This window comes from Flagellimonas sp. ABD4_174 (genome assembly GCF_056160185.1).
In genome coordinates this window covers 1,192,253-1,212,559 of record NZ_JBSWWP010000001.1, presented here as the reverse complement: position 1 = coordinate 1,212,559, position 20,307 = coordinate 1,192,253, and the positions used below count along the sequence as shown (strand labels likewise).

20 protein-coding genes and 1 other RNA gene are annotated in these 20,307 nt (G+C 41.4%); 11 read left to right on the top strand and 10 right to left on the bottom strand.

Features of this window, described 5'->3' with window-relative positions:
- Positions 1 to 4 precede the first annotated feature (4 nt).
- From ACXAFK_RS05335 to ACXAFK_RS05320, 4 genes are all read right to left on the bottom strand, one after another.
- Positions 5 to 901: a hypothetical protein gene (locus tag ACXAFK_RS05335; RefSeq protein ID WP_474957042.1), complete on the bottom strand. Its 897-nt coding sequence runs from the start codon at positions 899 to 901 to the stop codon at positions 5 to 7.
- A 90-nt stretch (positions 902 to 991) separates the two neighbouring features.
- A complete protein-coding gene (gene typA, locus ACXAFK_RS05330) occupies positions 992 to 2,788 on the bottom strand; it encodes a translational GTPase TypA (RefSeq protein WP_224837524.1) in 1,797 nt (598 codons plus the stop codon).
- Positions 2,789 to 2,885: 97 nt separating this feature from the next.
- Complete coding sequence (locus tag ACXAFK_RS05325) at positions 2,886 to 3,443, bottom strand: hypothetical protein (protein WP_474957041.1); 558 nt, start codon at positions 3,441 to 3,443, stop codon at positions 2,886 to 2,888.
- A 66-nt stretch (positions 3,444 to 3,509) separates the two neighbouring features.
- Positions 3,510 to 4,091: a hypothetical protein gene (locus tag ACXAFK_RS05320; RefSeq protein WP_224837522.1), complete on the bottom strand. Its 582-nt coding sequence runs from the start codon at positions 4,089 to 4,091 to the stop codon at positions 3,510 to 3,512.
- A gap of 73 nt (positions 4,092 to 4,164) precedes the next feature.
- Here ACXAFK_RS05320 and kdsA point away from each other — a divergent pair, with 73 nt between their 5' ends.
- The 6 genes from kdsA (at position 4,165) to ACXAFK_RS05290 (ending at position 10,544) form a co-directional block, all read left to right on the top strand.
- A complete protein-coding gene (kdsA, locus tag ACXAFK_RS05315; protein ID WP_474957040.1) occupies positions 4,165 to 4,983 on the top strand; it encodes a 3-deoxy-8-phosphooctulonate synthase in 819 nt (272 codons plus the stop codon).
- 165 nt (positions 4,984 to 5,148) lie between these two features.
- Entirely contained in the window at positions 5,149 to 7,611 is a 2,463-nt protein-coding gene (locus ACXAFK_RS05310) for a TonB-dependent siderophore receptor (RefSeq protein ID WP_474957039.1), read from the top strand.
- A gap of 9 nt (positions 7,612 to 7,620) precedes the next feature.
- A complete protein-coding gene (locus tag ACXAFK_RS05305) occupies positions 7,621 to 8,337 on the top strand; it encodes a DUF4198 domain-containing protein (protein WP_474957038.1) in 717 nt (238 codons plus the stop codon).
- A 2-nt stretch (positions 8,338 to 8,339) separates the two neighbouring features.
- Positions 8,340 to 8,672 (top strand): hypothetical protein, encoded by a 333-nt coding sequence (locus tag ACXAFK_RS05300; RefSeq protein WP_474957037.1) that lies wholly within the window; start codon positions 8,340 to 8,342, stop codon positions 8,670 to 8,672.
- 3 nt (positions 8,673 to 8,675) lie between these two features.
- On the top strand, positions 8,676 to 8,975 hold the full coding sequence (locus ACXAFK_RS05295) for a hypothetical protein (RefSeq protein WP_293294008.1): 300 nt from the start codon (positions 8,676 to 8,678) through the stop codon (positions 8,973 to 8,975).
- A 3-nt stretch (positions 8,976 to 8,978) separates the two neighbouring features.
- A complete protein-coding gene (locus ACXAFK_RS05290) occupies positions 8,979 to 10,544 on the top strand; it encodes a PepSY-associated TM helix domain-containing protein (RefSeq protein WP_474957036.1) in 1,566 nt (521 codons plus the stop codon).
- A 2-nt stretch (positions 10,545 to 10,546) separates the two neighbouring features.
- On the opposite strand, the gene ACXAFK_RS05285 is transcribed toward ACXAFK_RS05290, so the two are convergent.
- The 5 genes from ACXAFK_RS05285 to ACXAFK_RS05265 all read right to left on the bottom strand — a co-directional run bounded on the left by ACXAFK_RS05285 (position 10,547) and on the right by ACXAFK_RS05265 (position 14,055).
- A complete protein-coding gene (locus tag ACXAFK_RS05285; RefSeq protein ID WP_474957035.1) occupies positions 10,547 to 10,915 on the bottom strand; it encodes a DUF1801 domain-containing protein in 369 nt (122 codons plus the stop codon).
- 13 nt (positions 10,916 to 10,928) lie between these two features.
- Complete coding sequence (locus ACXAFK_RS05280) at positions 10,929 to 11,801, bottom strand: DUF808 domain-containing protein (RefSeq protein WP_252080403.1); 873 nt, start codon at positions 11,799 to 11,801, stop codon at positions 10,929 to 10,931.
- Positions 11,802 to 11,903: 102 nt separating this feature from the next.
- The gene (locus tag ACXAFK_RS05275; RefSeq protein ID WP_224837513.1) at positions 11,904 to 12,359 is read right to left on the bottom strand and encodes a COG2426 family protein; all 456 of its coding nucleotides are present in this window, start codon (positions 12,357 to 12,359) and stop codon (positions 11,904 to 11,906) included.
- 140 nt (positions 12,360 to 12,499) lie between these two features.
- Complete coding sequence (locus tag ACXAFK_RS05270) at positions 12,500 to 12,769, bottom strand: hypothetical protein (protein ID WP_224837512.1); 270 nt, start codon at positions 12,767 to 12,769, stop codon at positions 12,500 to 12,502.
- 80 nt (positions 12,770 to 12,849) lie between these two features.
- Positions 12,850 to 14,055 (bottom strand): NAD(P)-dependent oxidoreductase, encoded by a 1,206-nt coding sequence (locus ACXAFK_RS05265; protein ID WP_474957034.1) that lies wholly within the window; start codon positions 14,053 to 14,055, stop codon positions 12,850 to 12,852.
- A gap of 360 nt (positions 14,056 to 14,415) precedes the next feature.
- On the opposite strand from ACXAFK_RS05265, the gene ssrA reads away from it, so the two are divergent.
- Positions 14,416 to 14,815: a transfer-messenger RNA gene (gene ssrA, locus ACXAFK_RS05260) on the top strand.
- A gap of 42 nt (positions 14,816 to 14,857) precedes the next feature.
- On the opposite strand, the gene ACXAFK_RS05255 is transcribed toward ssrA, so the two are convergent.
- Positions 14,858 to 15,781: a LysR family transcriptional regulator gene (locus tag ACXAFK_RS05255; RefSeq protein WP_474957033.1), complete on the bottom strand. Its 924-nt coding sequence runs from the start codon at positions 15,779 to 15,781 to the stop codon at positions 14,858 to 14,860.
- Between the two features lie 96 nt (positions 15,782 to 15,877).
- Between ACXAFK_RS05255 and ACXAFK_RS05250 the strand changes: the two genes are divergently transcribed.
- From ACXAFK_RS05250 to ACXAFK_RS05235, 4 genes are read left to right on the top strand one after another with little or no spacing between them, the layout of a single operon-like run.
- Complete coding sequence (locus tag ACXAFK_RS05250; protein WP_224837496.1) at positions 15,878 to 16,186, top strand: hypothetical protein; 309 nt, start codon at positions 15,878 to 15,880, stop codon at positions 16,184 to 16,186.
- A 46-nt stretch (positions 16,187 to 16,232) separates the two neighbouring features.
- Complete coding sequence (locus ACXAFK_RS05245) at positions 16,233 to 16,433, top strand: hypothetical protein (RefSeq protein WP_293293997.1); 201 nt, start codon at positions 16,233 to 16,235, stop codon at positions 16,431 to 16,433.
- A 22-nt stretch (positions 16,434 to 16,455) separates the two neighbouring features.
- Positions 16,456 to 17,913 (top strand): proton-conducting transporter transmembrane domain-containing protein, encoded by a 1,458-nt coding sequence (locus ACXAFK_RS05240; RefSeq protein WP_474957032.1) that lies wholly within the window; start codon positions 16,456 to 16,458, stop codon positions 17,911 to 17,913.
- Positions 17,910 to 20,306: a DUF2309 domain-containing protein gene (locus ACXAFK_RS05235; protein ID WP_474957031.1), complete on the top strand. Its 2,397-nt coding sequence runs from the start codon at positions 17,910 to 17,912 to the stop codon at positions 20,304 to 20,306. Before ACXAFK_RS05240 ends, ACXAFK_RS05235 begins: the two co-directional genes overlap by 4 nt.
- Position 20,307 lies beyond the last annotated feature (1 nt).

Here is a 20,307-nt window from a genome sequence, read left to right as displayed (position 1 = left end):
CATATTACAGTTTTTTTGCCCCATCCGGCGCATCAAAAAAGTTGGACGGCAGCCCTGATTTGAACTCCATCTCGGAAATTTCTATTTTGGTAATATATTCACCTGGTTTTCCATTTACTGTCCAATGCGTTTTCAATTCACTTGGAAGCAATACACCATTGACATTTACCAATTCCCCGACTTCCATAAATTTTTCTGGATTATGCCCGCCATCCTTAAAATATTCCGGGTACGAAACAATGTAACGTGTTGCAGTGAGAAGGTAGGTCTCTGCATCAAAATGTAGGATGTAATAATCGTCCGGTGCATCTCCGGTGCCAGGGTCATAGGTTACTTTTACCACCTTGTTTTTTTTACCCTTATAAGTGGTATCCGGGAGCAATTCCAAATTAACCCCTTCTCCATCCTCCACGAACGGATGTCCCATTAAATAAAGTGGTGTAAGTGCCCAAAATTTAACATCGTAATTAAATGCCGTGGAATCCTCCGCCTTTATCCAGGCTTCTTTTCCTGTGAACCCGAATTTGGCATCAGGATTTTCGATACTATTGTGCACAACCCTATTGTTCCAGACATCCACCACTTCGTAACTATCACGCGGGGTTTTACCGTCCAACGGCTGATATTTGAAACGCATTCCCAACGGTCCGTTTTTATACCAAGTATCCAATCCTCCATGAGCTTTCATAGCAGCCCAAACTATTTGTCCTGCTTCTGACGAGACTAAGCGTTCTTCTGCTTTTTTCACTCTGTTGTTGATCCAGCTTTCTGGAACGGCAACAGTATTTTCAACTTTTTCTTTTGTAGTGACCTCAATCTCGGAATCGGGATCCTGCTTTGCCTGTTCCTTGCAAGAAACGACAAATAAAATTGATGCTATTGTTAAAATGGTTTTGTTCATGTTATTTGCTTTAGGTTTGATTACAGTAAGTCGTTGTAACAAAAAATCCTTTCAATAAAAAAGCCCCTTTTTTAAAGGGGCTTTTCCATTTTATAATTTATTTCTTTTTCTATCTACTTCCTTAAGATAGATTTTTCGAATTCTTAAGTGGTTGGGAGTAACCTCCACGTATTCGTCCTTTTGGATATATTCGAGCGCTTCTTCCAAAGAAAACTTAATGGCCGGTACAATTTTGGCTTTTTCATCTGCTCCGGCAGAACGGACGTTCGAAAGCTTTTTGGTCTTGGTCACATTTACTGTCATATCATCTTGACGGGAGTTTTCCCCAATGACCTGTCCTTCGTAGATATCCTCTCCTGGATCAATAAAGAATTTACCCCTTTCTTGAAGTTTATCAATGGAATAAGGAATCGCCGTTCCATTTTCCATGGAAACCAAAGATCCGTTCAATCGTTGTGCGATATCGCCTTTTAGTGGTTGATATTCAAAGAACCGGTGCGCCATAATAGCCTCTCCGGCCGTTGCGGTCAACAATTGGTTTCTTAGTCCAATGATTCCCCTTGATGGAATTATAAATTCACAGACCATTCGGGAGCCTCTTGCTTCCATACTGGTCATCTCTCCTTTTCGGATGGACACCATTTCTACAGCCTTTCCGGATACTTCTTCTGGCAAATCGATGGTCAAGTGCTCTACTGGCTCGCATTTTACACCATCAATTTCTTTGATGATTACCTGTGGCTGTCCAATTTGAAGCTCATAACCTTCCCTACGCATGGTTTCTATCAATACCGAAAGGTGCAATACTCCACGTCCGAAAACTAGGAATTTATCGGCACTGTCGGTTTCTTGAACACGAAGCGCCAAGTTTTTTTCCAGTTCTTTTTCCAAACGCTCTTTAATGTGCCTTGAAGTAACAAACTTTCCATCTTTACCAAAAAACGGGCTATCGTTAATTGTAAAAAGCATGCTCATTGTTGGCTCATCGATCGCAATGGTCTTTAATTTTTCGGGGCTTTCGATATCGGCAACGGTATCACCGATCTCAAAACCTTCCATACCTACAATGGCACAAATATCTCCTGCTACGACCTCTTCAACTCTCAACCTCCCAAGACCTTCAAAAGTGTAAAGTTCCTTTATTCTTGTTTTAACGATGGAACCATCTCTTTTTACCAAAGAAACTTGTTGCCCTTCACGAAGTGTTCCCCTTTGTAATCTACCAATAGCAATTCGTCCTGTAAATGAGGAGAAATCCAACGATGTGATCAACATTTGGGTGGTACCTTCCTCTGGTTTAAATTCTGGCACGTGCTCGATTACCATATCCAAAAGTGGCTCGATATTTTCGGTTGGCTTTTGCCAATCCTCACCCATCCAGTTGTTTTTGGCAGAACCATAAACCGTTGGAAAATCTAGCTGCCACTCCTCTGCGCCCAGTTCAAACATCAAATCGAACACTTTCTCGTGTACTTCGTCCGGGGTACAGTTTTCTTTATCCACTTTATTGATAACCACACAAGGCTTTAATCCAAGATCGATAGCCTTTTGAAGTACAAAACGCGTTTGTGGCATTGGTCCTTCAAAAGCATCGACCAACAACAAAACCCCATCGGCCATGTTCAATACACGCTCTACTTCCCCACCGAAATCGGCGTGACCAGGGGTATCTATAATATTGATTTTTGTGTCTTTATAAACAACGGAAACGTTTTTGGATACAATGGTGATCCCACGTTCTCGTTCGAGGTCATTGTTGTCCAATATAAGGTCGCCTTTGTTCTCGTTTTCTCGGAACAACTGGCAGTGGTACATTATTTTATCGACCAAGGTTGTCTTGCCGTGGTCTACGTGTGCAATGATTGCAATGTTCTTGATTTTGGACATAACCTAAATTTTAAGCCCGCAAAGATACTGCTATTTTTTTCTTGTCAGCACACCTAAATGTTATTTTTATCTTATTGATTTAGTGATAGTTCCGAACCTACAAACCAACACACCAACGTTTTTCGCTAATAATCCACCCAATACTCAAGTTAATTACGGGCTGTATAGTGCCCTTGAACGGGCCTACATAATAACCGGCACCTGCATCTATAGAGAAACTAAATCCCGAATCGTAACTACGCTGAACCCCGTAGACCACACCGCCATAGCCATGTATCCCATCTACTAACCGACCTTCTACCACTCGATCTCCGGGAGAAAAAACGGCAACACTCGGCGCAATATAATTCCCAGAGTTTCCATAAATAGATCTTCTGCGGCGCTCTCTTCCATTAAAATTATGATAATATCTGTTTTGGACCGTTATGGCCGGGAAAAAATCAAAATCTTCTATGGGTTTGGAACTCGCAGGTTCCAGAGAGGCTTGGTATGCTACCCTAATATCTAAAGTACTGTTGACACCCAATGCCATTTCGTACTCAATACCCGGGTTGAAGGCATTGAGTTTAAATTGACGGATTTCGCAATTTTTACCATATTGGGCATGCATAAAAACACCTGAGAACAGGAATGCCAAAATAAAGAAGCAACGCATTGTAGGTTAATTTGGTAGTATATATAACCTCCACTTTGTTAAAATAGTATGTTGTAATGTTGTTATTTAATCAAAATAAGGGTCTTTTTTCTTTCTTTTGGTCGCCACCCATCCAAAAGTAAAATTGAACAGTGGGCCATAACCATTTAGCACACCATCACCTTTATAATATCCCGCTCCCAGTTCCAGATTAAAATTGAACCCTTTTTCGTAAGTACGCTGGATACCGTAGACCATGCCATAAAATCCAAGGTTAAAATCGTCCGGTCCCTCCACATCCGTTGCAATCCGCAATTGCGAAAAAAAAATGGCCTGGGCCGCGGCAATGTAATTTCCTGAGTTTCCTGATGTATTTTTTCCCATCCTATCCCTCCTATTAAAATTATGATAGTAGCGATAGCGGTTATTGGAGGCCAAACCAAACACGTAACCTTCCTCATAAGTCGCCAGGGCCAAACCTAAATTGGTGGAGACACTCTGATTTTTAAACAACCCAAACTCATAGGTAAATCCGGGACTCAATAGATTAAATTTAAACTGATGACGTTCCAAATGGGCCAAATCAAAAGTACCGCCGCGCTCCTGCCACTGCGCAGTGGATAGTACAGGGAATAAACAGAGGGCGAGCAACAGATATTTATAATTCATGGCTTATGTTTTATCCTCATAAATCTAAAAAGGATACCGTGGTTTAATACTATATTTGTGCAAACTTTAAGAAATGGACATCACCAAAATTCCACAGATAAAACATACCGAAAGCGATAATTTTTTCTTGTTGGCGGGCCCCTGTGCCATAGAAGGCGAGGATATGGCCATGCGAATTGCAGAAAAAGTTGTAGCCATAACGGACAAGCTGAGCATTCCATACGTGTTTAAAGGGAGTTTTAAAAAAGCGAACCGTAGCCGTATTGATTCTTTTACTGGAATTGGTGATGAAAAGGCCTTGAAAATTTTAAAAAAAGTTTCAGAAACTTTTAAAGTACCTACCATTACCGACATCCATGAAATTTCCGATGCCCACATGGCGGCAGAATATGTTGATGTTCTGCAAATTCCGGCATTTCTGGTTAGGCAGACGGACTTAGTTGTGGCAGCCGCGGAAACCGGCAAGGTCGTTAACTTAAAAAAGGGGCAATTTATGAGTCCTGAAAGCATGCAGCATGCTGTAAAAAAGGTGACCGATTCTGGTAACGAACAAGTTTGGATCACCGATCGGGGAACAATGTTCGGGTATCAGGACATGATCGTGGATTTTCGAGGAGTTCCCACCATGAAGCAATACGCTCCTGTGGTGCTGGATGTTACCCATTCCCTACAACAGCCCAATCAATCATCAGGGGTTACGGGCGGTAGGCCCGCTTTGATCGGGACCATGGCACGTGCTGGAATTGCGGCAGGTGTGGATGGCCTTTTTATGGAGACCCATTTTGATCCCGCGAATGCCAAAAGTGATGGCGCCAACATGCTGGATTTAAGTTTGTTGGAAAAGTTGTTGACGGATTTGACTGCTATCCGAAATACAATCAATTCATTATAGCTCCATGTTTAAATGTTAAAATTTTAACTGTAAGCAATTGTTTATCAGATAGCTATCTAAATCCTATGTTCACTATTTGTAATTAGTCTAAATATTCTTTGTTTGATTTAGCAACGGAATATACATTTGCACTGCAAATTTATTTAGACCAATTATAAATAAAAAATGAAACATCTACTCCTCATACTAAGCTTGGCTTTTTATTCCTTGGCACAAGCTCAATCAGGTAACATCTCAGGAAAAGTAACAGACCAAAGAAACAATCCTTTGGCCAATGTCAATATTGCCGTTTCCAACACTAGTTTAGGGACAAACACCAATTATTCTGGCAACTATGAAATACCCGACCTAGCCCCTGGCGCTTATACTTTAACGTTTTCTATGGTAGGTTTTGGTACACAGAACAAAACTGTTCGTGTTTACGCCGATCAAACCACAAACGTACAGACCATTACTCTGGTAGAACGTCAAGAACAACTGAATGAAGTTGTTGTCGAAGGGAGTCAAGTGAACAAATTTTCTCGCAAGGCAAGTGTTTATGTTTCCAAAATGCCATTAAAGGATATTGAAAATCCACAGGTGTACAATTCCATTTCAACCGAATTGTTGCAAGACCAAGTGGTCACCAATTTTGATGACGCCCTTAAAAACGCACCAGGAATCGACAAACTTTGGGAGTCTACAGGTAGGGGCAACGATGGTGCAGGTTATTTCTCCCTTCGTGGTTTTGCCGTTCAACCTACTATGATCAACGGATTGCCCAGCTTGACCAACGGAAGTCCGGATCCGGCCAATATAGAATCCATCGAAGTAATCAAGGGTCCATCGGGAACTCTGTACGGGAGCAGTTTAATTTCCTATGGAGGTTTGATCAACATCAACACTAAAAAACCTTATTATGGATTTGGAGGAAACATCTCCTATACTTCTGGCAGTTATGGCCTTAATAGGGTAAGCGCCGATGTAAATACGACCTTGGGCTCCCAAAACAATATTGCTCTTCGTGTGAACACGGCATACCACACACAGAACAGCTACCAGGACGCTGGGTTTAGAAAATCCTTCTTTTTTGCCCCTTCATTGGCATTTCAGGCAAGTGATAGACTCTCTTTCAACATCAATACCGAATTTTATAACGGCAGAAGCACTAACCAAACCATGCTTTTCCTAGATCGCGGTTCACCTCTACGCGTGACCAATTTGGATGAATTGGGTTACGACTTTAAACGTTCGTACACTAGCAACGATTTATATATCGATACCCCAACATACAGTCTACAAGGTCAGATGAACTACATTTTAAATGATTCATGGACTTCCCAGACCGTTATATCGCGATCCAACTCAAAGTCTGATGGCTATTACTCATATTTATATGAAGTTACCTCGACCGCTGAAGCGGTTTCCGGAACACCCCTTGAAGACGGCATTATCTTGGCGCGCTACACCAGTAAACAAAACTCTGAGACATTGGGGACCGATATTCAACAGAACTTCATTGGGGATTTTAATATTGGAACCATGCGAAACCGCTTGGTAGTGGGCTTGGATTACCTCAAAACAAGAACTATAAACAACAGTACAGGTTATGGAAATCAAGGGTTTGCCTATGTTGGAAGAAACACCGATGAGTTCCAAACTGCTGCCCCTGCCCTGCACAATTACTTTGGAACACCTATGGGCACCGGCTTGTACGACTCTGGTGTTCTGACGCAAGCAGGAGCGGATGCCGGTATCGCCACCTTGGCCAATCCAGGAGCGCAATTCAGTGAGGCGGAGCAAGAGGTTTTCAGTGCCTATGCCTCAAACGTAATCAACCTACTGCCGGAATTGTCCGCAATGGCCAGTTTACGTGTGGACCGTTTTTCTAACGATGGATACAATCAAACCGCGTTTTCCCCAAAATTTGGTTTGGTATATCAACCTATTTTAAACAAGGTTTCCCTATTTGCCAACTACATGAACGGCTTTAGTAATGTGGCCCCTGTTACCGAATTATCGAACGGAAACCAAGCGGTACGGGCATTAAATCCAGAACAGGCAGATCAGTTTGAGGTAGGAACAAAATTAAATTTGTTCCACGATAAGCTTTCTGCCACTTTGAGCTATTATGATATTACCGTGACCGATGTGGCGCAACGAATCGATACCGATGCCAACAACTACTTTTACACCCAAGATGGCGAACAGACCAGTAAAGGTTTTGAGGCAAGTATTATAGCATCTCCCATAGAAGGATTGAACATTGTTGCCGGCTATAGTTACAATGATAGTGAACTGGTAGAGGGTGATGCCAGCTTTATAGGATTTAGACCCGAGAGCGCCGGGCCAATGAACTTGGCCAACTTATGGGCAAGTTACAGATTTACCCAAGGTACTTTGGAAAACTTTGGACTTGGATTTGGAGGTAACTACGCCAGCGAGAACAAAATCTTTAATAGATCCAATGGTACGTTTGCAATTGACGAGTACACCATTTTTAATGCATCCGCCTTTTACGATGCCAGGGATTTCAGAATTACTTTGAAACTGGACAACATTGCCAACAAAGACTACTACAAAGGTTGGTCAACCATCAGCCCCCAAAACTTAAGAAGTCTTTCTGCCAATTTCACTTATAAATTCTAAGAGAACCAAATGAAAAAACTCATCGCAACATTATTGCTCATTACCCTGCCCGTACTATCGGCCTCAGCTCACTACCTATGGATCGAAACAAACGGCAAAGGGGCCTTGGGCCAGACACAGGAAATCCGTGTACATTATGGAGAATACACCTATGGTGTGTTTGAAGAAGTAGAGGGCGAAGCCTTTCCACTGGTTTCCAAGTTTACCCTTTGGGCAATAGCTCCCGATGGCACAAAGACCCCATTGAGCACAGTAGCAAATGAGGACCATTATTTAGCGAGCTTTACACCATCTCAGAAAGGTGTGTACACCATCGCTTTGAACAATAATGAGATTGATGTGATCGATTATACCCAATACGATTTTGGGATTTTTAAGACCCACTATCATTCAACAGCAAAGATTTTGGTAGGAACCGATGGCGATACCAAAACCGCCAATCCCGATGGAATTGTGATAAAGCAGTTGGAGAACGATGGAGAGGTAATCAAGCTTCAAGTATTGTACAAAGGTGAGCCCATTGCCAAAAACGAACTTAAAGTCTATGTTTCCGACCTATGGTCCAAAACCTTGTTCACGGACGATAATGGAGAGGTTTCCTTTGCATTGCCCTGGAACACCAAGTACATTGTGGAGACCACGACCAAGGAAGAAATTCCTGGTACCTACAATGGAGACGATTATGAATTTATTTGGCATTGTGCCACTTATTGCATAAAACCCTAAGTATGGCCACAGGAATTTCCCTTCTTACTTTTATAGCGTTTTACCTGTTTTACGGCACTTCCAAAAAGATGGCCTCCGTAGGCGAGTTAGGCATTATGAAGTGGACTGGCGAAAATAGAAAAATAGCACAAATAGCCGGTTTGGCCCTAATGGTTTTCTCATTGGGGCTTAGCTGCTTTTATTGGGGACTAGGTTCGGGTACGTTTACTTTTTTCATCATATTGATGACAGTTGCCAGTTTAGTGATTCTCTTGGCGCCGTTACGCTTGTTGAACCACCGTTTTTTAGGCATCTTTTTTTTATGCTCCTTCCTTTTTGAAACCTTATTGTTTTAACCTATGCCTGCCAACAAAAAATATTTGACCCCTTCGCCATGGCAACGATTAGCCAAAATATCCGCTGCCATTTTGGGCGGTCTAGTTGTGGCCGTATTGTTCCACTTGGCCCTGGCCAGTTGGTTCAACCATGTGGCAGTTATTATTACCAGCACTTTTACCGCTTTTATCCTTTGGGCCATTTTGATGGTTATTGCCTTTTTGGGCAAAAATGGCTGGAAGATATGGGGTATTTACCTGTTGATCAGCCTTGTGCTCTTTGTCATATTTTATTTTGGAAACCAAACCAACCCACTTGTTTAAACCATGGGAAACCGCATTTACAATATTTTGTTCCACACACATACCGTAAGCGGTATAGTGATCAGTGTAGCGCTCTATGTTATTTTTTTCACGGGTTCATTCTCCTTTTTCAGGGATGAGATCGCCAATTGGCAGCACGGACATTCCGTTAGTCAGGAAGATGCATTGCCCGGCAGTGTGGATGGCCATCTCAACGATTTATCCAAAGAGTACAATTTATTCGGTCGTGATGTGGAACTGAGGCATTATTACAACGAAAGAAGTATTTCCGTCAACTTGGGAGCTTCCAAGGATTCCTTGGCTTCGGAAGATGCCAAAGCACCGGTATTTTTCTATTTAGATCCTGAAACCAAAACCAAAACGGCGGATTATGCAAGCAATTACCATTTGGGAGAATTTTTGTACCGCCTACACTTTTTAGATCAAATTCCCTACCCTTATGGCAGAACATTGGCGGGGCTTGTGGCCTTCTTTTTTCTTTTTGCCATCATTACCGGTATCTTGGTACATTGGAACAAGATAGTTTCCAACTTTTACACCTTCAGGCCATGGGCCAAACTCAAAACCATGTGGACGGATGCCCACACTGCCCTTGGTGTGATTGGATTTCCATTTCAATTTGTATATGCCGTAACCGGAGCGTTCTTTTTATTAAAAGGTATTTTAATGCTCCCCATTGTAATGGGGTTGTATAATGGTGATCAAAACCAATTGTTTGAAGATCTTGAGTACAACCATCCCGTTTACGAATTCCAAAACCAAAAATTGAAAAATGCCATTAACTTGGACCAATATGTTCGAGAAATGAAAGAAGAATGGGGCGATTTTCGAGTTACAGAAACACACATTTTTAACTACGGTGACCAAAACATGCACGCTGCCATTAGCGGATACCTGGGTTACGATACCAAACTGAATGGTTTGGGATATCGTATTTACAAAATTGCCGATGGTTCCATTGCGCAGGAAAAAGTACCGATTGCCCCAACCTCATACTTGGATGGTGTAAAAAATATGATGTTCCGTCTCCACTTTGGTGATTACGCAGGCTACGGGCTACGAGTGGTTTCCTTTATTTTGGGGTTGGTATCTTGCTTTGTGATCCTCTCCGGGATTATGATCTGGTTGGTGGCCCGCGACAAAAAGAACATTCCCGAAAAACGTAGAAAGTTCAACCAACAAGTAGCCAATTGGTTTATGGCCATTTGCCTTACCATGTTGCCCGTTACCGCTTTGGAGTTTATTATTGTAAAGTTTGCGCCCACAGTGGACATGGGTTTTCTATACCAAACGTATTTTACAATTTGGTTGGTGGCAACAGTGTTCTTCATCCTTAAAAAGGATATTGCCTTCACCAACAAATGGACTTTGATATCTGGTGGGGTTTTAGGCTTATTGGTACCGATTGCAAATGGAATTACAACGGGCAATTGGATGTGGGCGGCCTATCAAAACGGATATCAACATATCTTCTTGGTGGATTTGCTTTGGTTGATTTTGGGGCTAGTGGCTCTCTGGATCGCTTTATTTAAACTGAACACTTCTAGAGAAGATCTTGCACCTTCCTAAATCTATTTTTTGTAAAACCCTTTGCTTTTGAGGGAATAACATTCCTGTAAAACTTCTACCAATACCTCTTGATTAATTTCTTCCAAAGTAAAATAGCGAAGGGACTTAACCACCTTTCGGTTTTCGACGACCATTTTATCCAAATGCAATGTGAGATGGGCCGAATTCCAGAACGCAATGTCCACGTACTTCTTTTTTTGGGACACATTTAAATAGCAAATGGGCCTTTTACCAGAATAAAAACAAGGAATGCTCCATTTGTATCTCATATCTACATCAGGAACAACAGACTCGATTACAGCTTTTAAGTGCAATAAAATGCTTCTGAAAGGTTCTTTTTGATTAATGATATAATCTTCGGCCGGGTTCATATAAACGACTTGTTTACGACTTACGTTTGAACAATTTGTTGATCAACTGCAACAACAGTACCGCCACAAAACCGATACCCAACCCTAGTATAAAATCTTTTACCAAAGAAGGCAATCCCGGGAACAAGTGATGAAAGAATTCTACATTATGGCTAAAAATACCACCTGAAACCAATAATAAGGCCAGTGTTCCCACCACAGAAAGCGCTTTGATTATTTTAGGCAGTGCATTGACCAAAACCATTCCGACTTTATCAGAAAAACTATCGGTTTCTTCGTTTAAATTGATAAGTCGGTAACCGTAATCGTCCATACGAACAATCAGTGCCACAATGCCATAAACTCCTACGGTGGCCAATAATGCAACTACCGATACCGTGGCAATTTGAATTGTTAAGGTTTCGTTCACCACAGTACTCAATGCTATGATCACTATCTCTATGGAAAGAATAAAATCCGTTACTATGGCCTGCTTGATTTTCTTCTTCTCCAATTCGGGCAAATCTTCTTCCGGAATTTCGATCGGATCATCCCCATCGGCATTATCCTTTCTATGAAAGATGTATTCGTACACTTTTTCTGCCCCTTCGTACGCCAAATAAACACCTCCCAAAACAAGAATAACTGTTATTGCCGTGGGTAGATAAGCACTTAATAAAAAGGCTATGGGCAAAATAATCAGTTTATTAACAAAGGACCCTTTGGTGATGGCCCATAAAACGGGAATTTCCCTGCTGGATAAAAATCCTGTGGCTTTTTCTGCGTTGACGGCCAAATCGTCGCCCAAAATACCCGCAGTTTTCTTAGTGGCGATCTTGCTCATAGAAGCTACATCGTCCATAAGTGCGGAAATATCGTCTAAAACTGCAAAAAAACCGGAAGCCATAATAGTTTTATTAGGTTATAAATAAAGTTAGAGTTTGATCGCAAAGTAAATAAATAGAAAAATAATCCGGGGGCAAAAATCTAAAAATACCGGAGCTTCTTTTTATACACCTTTTAAAGACATTAAGGTAGCTACCCAAATAATTACCGATGAAAAGAAAATACCAATCGTATTAGCTGCAAATGCTTCTCTTTTTTTCATTTTGAACAAGTAAGCGGCAATACTGCCCGCATAAACTCCGGTTCCGGGCAGAGGAATCATTACAAAAAGAACGATGCCCAAAAAGCCAAATCGTTGAATCTTATTCCCCGATCCTTTTTTGGCTCTTTGCCCCACATATACAGCCGATTTTTTATAAAAACGCCATTTGATCAAATGACGGTTGATGTACTCCAAGAAAAACATCATTAACGGGAAAACCAAAACATTGGCCCCAAAGCACACTACGAACACAAGGTATTCGTTGACCCCCTGGTACATTCCATAAGGAATGCCCACCTTGGCCTCACCGAATGGCGAAAGGCTCCAGAGCGCCGCTATAATAAGGTCTATGTGCAAAATACCGTTTTTTTAAGCCTACAAACCTAATAAGGAATTTACGTTTACCCCCTTTTTTAACCCTTAAAAATTTATTAATTGTGATTTATAGCGCTGAACAGCACAACGAATTGGGCGATTTGCTCCAAATGAAGCAATTACTAGGCTACTGAAGAAAATGACGACCCATTTATTTCCTGGTTAAAACCGGGCGATATGATCAAAAAATATTCTTTTGGAGTCTTGTCTGATATGGAAACCCAGTTTTTGTCCACATCCACATCGAAACAAAATTGGGCAAAATCGGTATCCACATCCAATCTGGACAACAGAAACCTCATGATTTTAGGTCTTAGACTGTACTCCAGTTCGATACAGGTTCTTTTCATTACTGGATTGTCATCTCCAGAAAACACCCAACTAAATTTCATTATCTTCAAGAATAAGGACATACAAGATACTAAAAAACAATACATTATCACTCAAAACAGATCATATTTTCGGGCAATGGTTATTCTTTACCGTCCACGTAATCTTGTAGGTAGGCAAACCTTTCGGTCAACTTGCCATTTTGGGTCATACGCGCCCTATCGAGTATGCCTTGTGCATCTTTGTTAAAAAAGGCCGGGATAACGTAATTTGAAAATGCCTCCCCGAATCCTACGCTGGCATCCCGGGGCAGTTCGCATGGTAAATTGTCAACCGCCATAACTGCTATGGCATCCTTATTTTTAAAATCGGTTTCCTTCTCACCAATAGGATCATAGCCATATACAGGGTCCGCTATGGTGGATGGACGGATGGTGGAGGCCACAGGACCATCTATATCGCAACTGATATCGGCTACTACCTTTATTTTGAAATCGGGGTGTTTGGCATCTTCCCGAGTGTACAGATAAGGCGCTCCATCTCCATAAAAATGTCCGGCAATATAAAAATCGGTCACCTTGGCAAAACGGAAAAAGTTGGACTCATAGGCCTCTGGGTTCTCAAAAAAGTCAGCTTTGTTCCCCCGTACCCCATCTTTACGTTTATTGTATTCCGAAGCATCTATCTGACAATAGACCGGGTATTCAAAATCATCTTTTAAATACTCGGTCACCCCAACCTGATGCAATCCCATGGCATGGAGCATTTCCTTGGCACCATTGCCGACTCTTCCCTTGCCTGTGAGCAATATTTTAATTTGGGGAAGTTGTATTTTTTTGAGTTCGTTGATCAAAGCCTGTTGGTCCACAAGTGTCTCGGCCTTGGGCAATTGGTAAAGATCGTGTTTAAGCCCAAAAGCCCTAAACCCATTGTAGGCACCCACAATCCCGGCGTATCTGCCAAAAGCTACCAATCTTGCTCCCTTTGTATTGGTGATCACCTCGTGATCGCAGAGTTCTATGTTCTTATCCAATATGGCTCGTAGCAAATCTCTATTGTAAGGCTGCTTTTTTATGGTATGGGAAAAGAAGAAATACTTTTTGTTGGGTATCAAAGCGTTAATAGGCACCTCTTTTACGCCGAGCAGGACCTCGCATTCTTCTAGGTTTTGAACCACTTGGAGTCCTTTATCGATATATTCTTGATCGGAAAACACCCGAATTGGGGACGATTCCACTAAAATTTTGGCTTTTGGAAATTTGGAAAGGACATTTTGACATTCCTCTGGCGATAGGACCACCCTAAGATCGGGCGGATTTTTGCGCTCCCTGATGATTCCGAACTTCATATAAAATTTGGTATAATTGTTGACCAAAATAAGGGTAAATGGCAGGGTAAGCAAACTTTTTATTGTTTGATGGATATGATTTACCTTTGCCGACCGCGTTAGGGATAGAGGCGGCATCCTTTTTCTGTAATTTTGAGCGTAGCCAAGTGGCAGAAAAAGATAAAGCCGATAGCCCGACCAAAATATTGCGAAGCAATGTTTGGGTAACGCCCATTTTTCGACAGAACCTTCACAGATGGCGGTCGAAATACCAAGTGAGGATATAGTTCTTTGATAAAAAAGTGAGTTTACGTTTAGGCCCTTCGACTGCGCTCAGGGCATAATTCGTTTACGGTAAGCAAAGCTTACCTAACTCATTATGGGGCCGACCGGTTTTGACAGCAAGACCAATGGCGATGTAAGCATGCCGAGCGCTGGGATACAGCTCGTAAATCTCATGTTTCACACTTTTAATTGGCGAAAATAATTACGCTCTTGCCGCATAATCTGAATTATAGTAAGATGTGCCTCGTCCCTACAAGGTAGGGAAGCGAGATGTTCCTGAATAGCCCTTGTTGACGGCGATTCGTTTAGGAGCACCAAAAAAGTCAACACAAGGGTGTCCGCTCGCTTTGGCGGTGCCTCTAAAATCTTAAGAAGCTAAGTGTGTATTAGGCCGTATCTGGTCAGGTATGCATCGAAAATTAAGCAGATACTAAGCATGTAGAAAGCATGGTTATTGCTTGTTTGGACGAGGGTTCGAATCCCTCCGGCTCCACTGATAAAAGCTGCCGTTTAGGCGGCTTTTTTTGTTTTGAACCATTCAAAAATTATCGATCCAATTAAACTTTTCCTTAATTATTTCTTTCTTTTTTACTTCTAAATAATCCAAAAAGGCAACGGCTGCCGGAGAAAGGTTTTTGGACTTTAACCATATCAAATTCCACGTGGTCGAAATCGGAAGCCCTTTTAAATGAACAATTTTTAAATCTTTGTTCAACAACTCATTTTTTATACCGATCAATGGCATAATGGAACAACCCAAACCAGATATAACTGCCTGTTTAACAGCTTCGTTAGAGGTTAATTCTAATTTCTTGTTTACTCGAAAGCTGTTTTTCGCCACAAAGCTTTCCATGGCATTTCGGGTAGCCGAACCTGGTTCTCGATAAATTAATGGGATTTTCTCGAACAATTTTGTTTTACTAGGGTTTTTGGGCAATTCCCTTTTATAATGGCTCACATAAAATAACTTGTTCGGCATTAATTCAACGCGCTCAACATTCAGTTTTTCGGGCAAAACGGACACCAACGCAAAATCCACTTCGTTCAGTTCCAAACTTCGGATTACTTTGGTCTTGTTGGTTACATCCATAATTAGATCGATACCGTTATGTTCGCTCATAAACTCTGACATAAAATATGGCATTACGTACTTTCCAGTGGATACGACGGATATTTTTAACCGCCCCGATAACTTACCTTGATAGGCCATGGTACGGTAATTAATCTCCTGGACCTGATTAACGATCTTTTCTGCAGCAACGGCAATTTCCTTTCCAAAATCCGTGATAAAAAGTCGTCGTCCGACCACTTCGGTCAATGGAATTGGAAACTGATCCTGAAAATTTTTTAGCTGAATTGACACTGCTGGCTGGGTTAAGTGCAACTCTTCAGAAGCCTTTGTAATACTCTGTAATTCAGTTATTTTAAGAAATATCTGAAGTTGATGCAATGTATAGTTCATAAATATTTTTAATGCTTGTTATTATAAAGATAAATAAAAATTAATGATTAATATGGATAATCTTTGCAATCAAAATCACAGTAAAACAACATACACATGGAAACAAAGCAAGTCGCTAAGATCTTGACCGAAACAAAAAACATCCAACTGGTGGATGGAAAATTCACCCCGACCGAAGCATCGGACGTGATTACTTCTTTGATCAATGAAAAAATCAATTTTCACAAAATCCAAAGATTAAAAATTTGGGAAGGTGACCATCATCGCAAAACCAATTTGTTGGACAGTCGGATAGACGAGCTGGTAGAAGAAAAGAAAATAGCTAAAAAAATTGTAGCCGAAGCCAGGAGCCAAGGTAAAAACCTGAGCATAAATGGCATATTACAAATATCGCTCGAAGATTGACTCATTCTTTTCAACATTCAAAAAGTTCAATAAAAATTCATTTTCAATGGAACTATCAAAAAAAAACACAACAACACTATTGGGCCTCCTTCTACTATTAGGGTTTATAGCGCTTTCTTATTTGGAAGGATCTCTATTCCTAGATAAAATACTCCTATGCAGCTTTATTCTTGCCGTAGTGTTGTTGGCCAATCTGCAAAGTGGGGTGCGCCGCAACATTACCGGTAAAAAACAAGATAACGGATAATATATCAAGAGCCACAGAAACTATGACCACATTGACCAGTACATCTAAAACATCTTCCATAAAAAAGCACTTTTCTGGAGCTATACATATATTATTTTGGTTGGCCTTTTTGGCCAACCTCATCCCTATTTTAATTTTATATCCGGATATTCCAGAGTGGAAATGGTACGGCATTTTTAGAATAAACGGGTTTACAGCCTTACTGTGGACTACGTTCACATTTTTTAGTGCCATTATTGGCAAGTATGCGCTATCCTACTTTAAGGATGAAGACCAAAAAAACACATTCATGGGGTTAGGTCTTGCTTTTACCATAACGGTGATGCTCTTCGTAATCTCCGACCATCTCATTCTATTTATTGTGTTTTGGCTACTTATGGGAACAATAATGTCCAGGTTAATCGGAATGCAATCCCAATGGGGTGATGCAAGGGAAGCTAAAAGGTTTAGTCGACGTAATTTTGTTATCGGGACCGGTTTTTTAAGTATAGGCCTTCTTCTACCTGCATCGTACAACAATACCATCACGATAACTGAATGGGTTGCCCAAGTTAGTGCCACACCAGGTTTTATAAAAATCATCTCCGCATTGTGCATAATAACTGCTGCACTGATCCAATCCGCAATATTTCCATTCCATAAATGGTTATTATCCGCTATGACGGCCCCTACGCCTGCATCTGCATTGATGCACGCAGGATTTGTAAACGGCTCCGGAATATTGTTAACCTTGTTCGCACCATTATTATATGTTTCCAATACACTGGAGATCCTACTGGTCATAGGCGGCCTCACGGCAATCCTAGCCCAATTTACAAAGCTGATCCAGGTTAATGTTAAACAACGTTTGGCATGTTCTACCATTGCCCAAATGGGTTTTATGATCATGCAATGTGGGCTCGGGTTTTTTAATGCGGCAATAGCCCACCTTATTCTGCACGGGTTTTATAAGGCATACCTTTTTCTTGCTTCGGGAGAGGAGATTGAGAAAACAAGACCAAGTACCCGTCCGAAAATCAGAATAAAATGGTTCCAAGCTCCTGTTGTTCTGCTGTCCAGTGTACTTGGAGCATATACCTTTGTTCTGTTTACGGGGAAAAATGTGCAACTGGATAGTAGTATTTTCCTCATACTGATAGTTTCCTTAACGGTAGGCCAGGTGACCTACAATATCGTGAAACAGAGTCCACTATCCGGAATTCAGAAAATTTTATTGCCTCCCCTACTTTTTATCTTGGGCATTGGGGCGTACTCCCTATTTTATAATGGTGTTACCACTCTAATGTCGGACTTGCCACTGGTGGCCGCCCCCACTCCCCTATCCCCTGCACAAGTTGTTTTTGGCATAGTTTTCCTCATTGGGTTTTTCTTAATGAAGTTGGGGTTCTATCGCAAGATTCCGTGGTTATATGTCAAATTGCTCAACCTTTCACAACCGAAAAACCGAACCATTTTAATGTACAAATCCAAAATCCAATGAAATCCACAAACCTTATATATCAAATAGAGGAAGCTTCCAAGGTTATTGGTAATACCTGGCCCCTCTATTCTTTCGTAACATCCAATCCTTTGAACGACCTACAAGATCTACACTTTTCCGAGGCGGTGGACAAAATAAAATCACTTTTAGATGCCAAAGTGTATCCGAGTGCAACAATGTTTCGCAAAGCATGGGATAATGGAGAAATTAAAAAAAACGAATTGGTTCCACTTTTAAAAGAACATGGTTTCAATACTACACCGACAGATTGCCTGGAAATAATGGGTTGCGAATCAATATTGGAAATCAAAAATCAGAACCACCAGCTGGATAGAATTATGGTTAAGTGGCTATCCACTTTTTTGGATGAAGGCTTGGCCGAATGGGAAATGCCAGGTAAGGATCGTGGATTTTATATGGCATGGAGACAGTTGGCTCCTTTTGATGCCGAATCGGGCAAACCATCTTTAGCCAGCATTCCATCTTTAAGCGAGCAGGCACTAACACAACTTACCGAGGGATGCACAGATGAAGAAATACAATCTATCTTTACACATCATTTAGCGGCATTACCAGGTTGGGCAGGTTACATTAAACACAGAAACCTCCAGCCGCATGCCTGGCAAGATGCCTTCCCTATACATCTTCAAGATTACTTGGCCGTGCGACTATGGACGGCAAAATTACTACAGGTAGATATCCTCCCAAAAACAACAAAGGACAAAGACAATTCCGAGGTACAACAACTTAAATATATTTGGCTGAAAGCATGGGAAAAAAGTTGGCAAAAACGATTAATGCAGAAGCTAGAAAAAGCCTCCACTTGGACAGCAAAAGAAGCAAACCGAGAAAGTATCCCTGACGCCCAATTTGTTTTCTGTATCGATACTCGCTCGGAAATGATCCGAAGACATGTAGAGTCCACAGGAAACTACGAAACCTATGGATACGCAGGGTTCTTTGGCATTGCCATGGATTATGAGAATCCGAAAGACGGTCTATCCCATAAATCGTGCCCACCGATTTTAGATTCCAGCTATGCTGTGTCCGAATCGGCACAAAAAAATAAGAATGAGCAGAAAAGAACCCTGGATCTACAAATTGAAAAGCAAAGGTTTTGGAACTATTTTCTAAAAAGAATGAAAAACATGTTGCCCTCGAGCTTTGGCTTTGTCGAAGGTTCCGGGTTTTTCTATGGACTGCAGATGTTTTTAAAAACAATGGTGCCCGGAGCCATGTACAACATGTCCAAAACCAACGAGGCATCCTACGAATCCGCTTGTGAGCCACATTTGGAAAACAAAGGTTGTAACTCTTCATCAGAGTTGAATATCTCAGCGGAGGAAAAAGCAATGCTGGTTAAATCGGCCTTTGAACTAATGGGATGGAAACAATTTGCGCCGCTTATCCTTTTTATAGGACATGGGAGTCATTCAGCAAATAACCCATATGGTTCCAGTCTGGATTGTGGTGCATGTGCCGCTACTCCGGGAAGGCATAATGCCCGTTTGCTTGCCAAGCTGGCCAATGAACCCGAAGTTCGGCAAATCCTGAAGGACAAGTTTCTGATTAAAATACCTGAAAGAACCTACTTTGTAGGGGGCGAGCACAATACCACTACGGATCAAATCGTACTTTTTGATTCCACAATACCGAATTCTCATAAACAACAGATAAGTATACTACGGAAAGACTTGCGCAAGATTCAAGAAACAGCAACCCAGGAAAGGCTGGGCATTAACACCGGAAGTATTTATCGCGCCCAGATCAATGCGAGCAACTGGGGCGAAACCAGACCAGAATGGGGATTGGCAAAAAATGCAAGCTTTATAATAGCACCAAGGACCACTACGCAAAACTTGTCCTTGGATGGGCGTTCTTTTTTGCATTCCTATGATTGGAAAACGGACAAAGAAGGTAAAATACTGGAAACCATAATGCAAGGTCCTATGGTAGTTACCCAATGGATCAATAACCACTACTACTTTTCTACAGTGGACAACAACACATTTGGTGGCGGAACCAAGGTAACGCAAAACATTACAGGTAAATTTGGAGTAGTCCAGGGGAATGGAGGCGATCTTAAAATAGGTCTTCCGTGGGAATCGCTATACACTTCCAAGGAAACCCCATTCCACGCTCCCCTTCGACTATCCGTTGTAATACAGGCACCTTTGGATACGGTAAGAGCGATTATTAACCAAAACAACAACCTAAAATCATTGATCGATAACGAGTGGATCTATATCATTGTTATGGACCCTGTGAAAAATGGAGTCTTCTACAGTTATCAAAAAAACTTGGGGTGGTCCTCAAACTCAAAAAAGAAAGTTATACCATCTAAAAGCAAAACCGAGCTTAAAAAAAACATGCCCGAAAAAGTTCTGGCATAAC

Bases quoted from the DNA above. Each gene is read 5' to 3' on its own strand.
- typA (WP_224837524.1), bottom strand. From the start codon at position 2,788: ATGTCCAAAATCAAGAACATTGCAATCATTGCACACGTAGACCACGGC.
- ACXAFK_RS05245 (WP_293293997.1), top strand. From the start codon at position 16,233: ATGGAACTATCAAAAAAAAACACAACAACACTATTGGGCCTCCTTCTA.
- ACXAFK_RS05280 (WP_252080403.1), bottom strand. From the start codon at position 11,801: ATGGCTTCCGGTTTTTTTGCAGTTTTAGACGATATTTCCGCACTTATG.
- ACXAFK_RS05310 (WP_474957039.1), top strand. From the start codon at position 5,149: ATGAAACATCTACTCCTCATACTAAGCTTGGCTTTTTATTCCTTGGCA.
- ACXAFK_RS05290 (WP_474957036.1), top strand. From the start codon at position 8,979: ATGGGAAACCGCATTTACAATATTTTGTTCCACACACATACCGTAAGC.
- ACXAFK_RS05325 (WP_474957041.1), bottom strand. From the start codon at position 3,443: ATGCGTTGCTTCTTTATTTTGGCATTCCTGTTCTCAGGTGTTTTTATG.
- ACXAFK_RS05240 (WP_474957032.1), top strand. From the start codon at position 16,456: ATGACCACATTGACCAGTACATCTAAAACATCTTCCATAAAAAAGCAC.
- ACXAFK_RS05250 (WP_224837496.1), top strand. From the start codon at position 15,878: ATGGAAACAAAGCAAGTCGCTAAGATCTTGACCGAAACAAAAAACATC.
- ACXAFK_RS05255 (WP_474957033.1), bottom strand. From the start codon at position 15,781: ATGAACTATACATTGCATCAACTTCAGATATTTCTTAAAATAACTGAA.
- ACXAFK_RS05270 (WP_224837512.1), bottom strand. From the start codon at position 12,769: ATGAAATTTAGTTGGGTGTTTTCTGGAGATGACAATCCAGTAATGAAA.
- ACXAFK_RS05295 (WP_293294008.1), top strand. From the start codon at position 8,676: ATGCCTGCCAACAAAAAATATTTGACCCCTTCGCCATGGCAACGATTA.
- ACXAFK_RS05335 (WP_474957042.1), bottom strand. From the start codon at position 901: ATGAACAAAACCATTTTAACAATAGCATCAATTTTATTTGTCGTTTCT.
- ACXAFK_RS05305 (WP_474957038.1), top strand. From the start codon at position 7,621: ATGAAAAAACTCATCGCAACATTATTGCTCATTACCCTGCCCGTACTA.
- ACXAFK_RS05320 (WP_224837522.1), bottom strand. From the start codon at position 4,091: ATGAATTATAAATATCTGTTGCTCGCCCTCTGTTTATTCCCTGTACTA.
- ACXAFK_RS05300 (WP_474957037.1), top strand. From the start codon at position 8,340: ATGGCCACAGGAATTTCCCTTCTTACTTTTATAGCGTTTTACCTGTTT.
- kdsA (WP_474957040.1), top strand. From the start codon at position 4,165: ATGGACATCACCAAAATTCCACAGATAAAACATACCGAAAGCGATAAT.
- ACXAFK_RS05235 (WP_474957031.1), top strand. From the start codon at position 17,910: ATGAAATCCACAAACCTTATATATCAAATAGAGGAAGCTTCCAAGGTT.
- ACXAFK_RS05285 (WP_474957035.1), bottom strand. From the start codon at position 10,915: ATGAACCCGGCCGAAGATTATATCATTAATCAAAAAGAACCTTTCAGA.
- ACXAFK_RS05265 (WP_474957034.1), bottom strand. From the start codon at position 14,055: ATGAAGTTCGGAATCATCAGGGAGCGCAAAAATCCGCCCGATCTTAGG.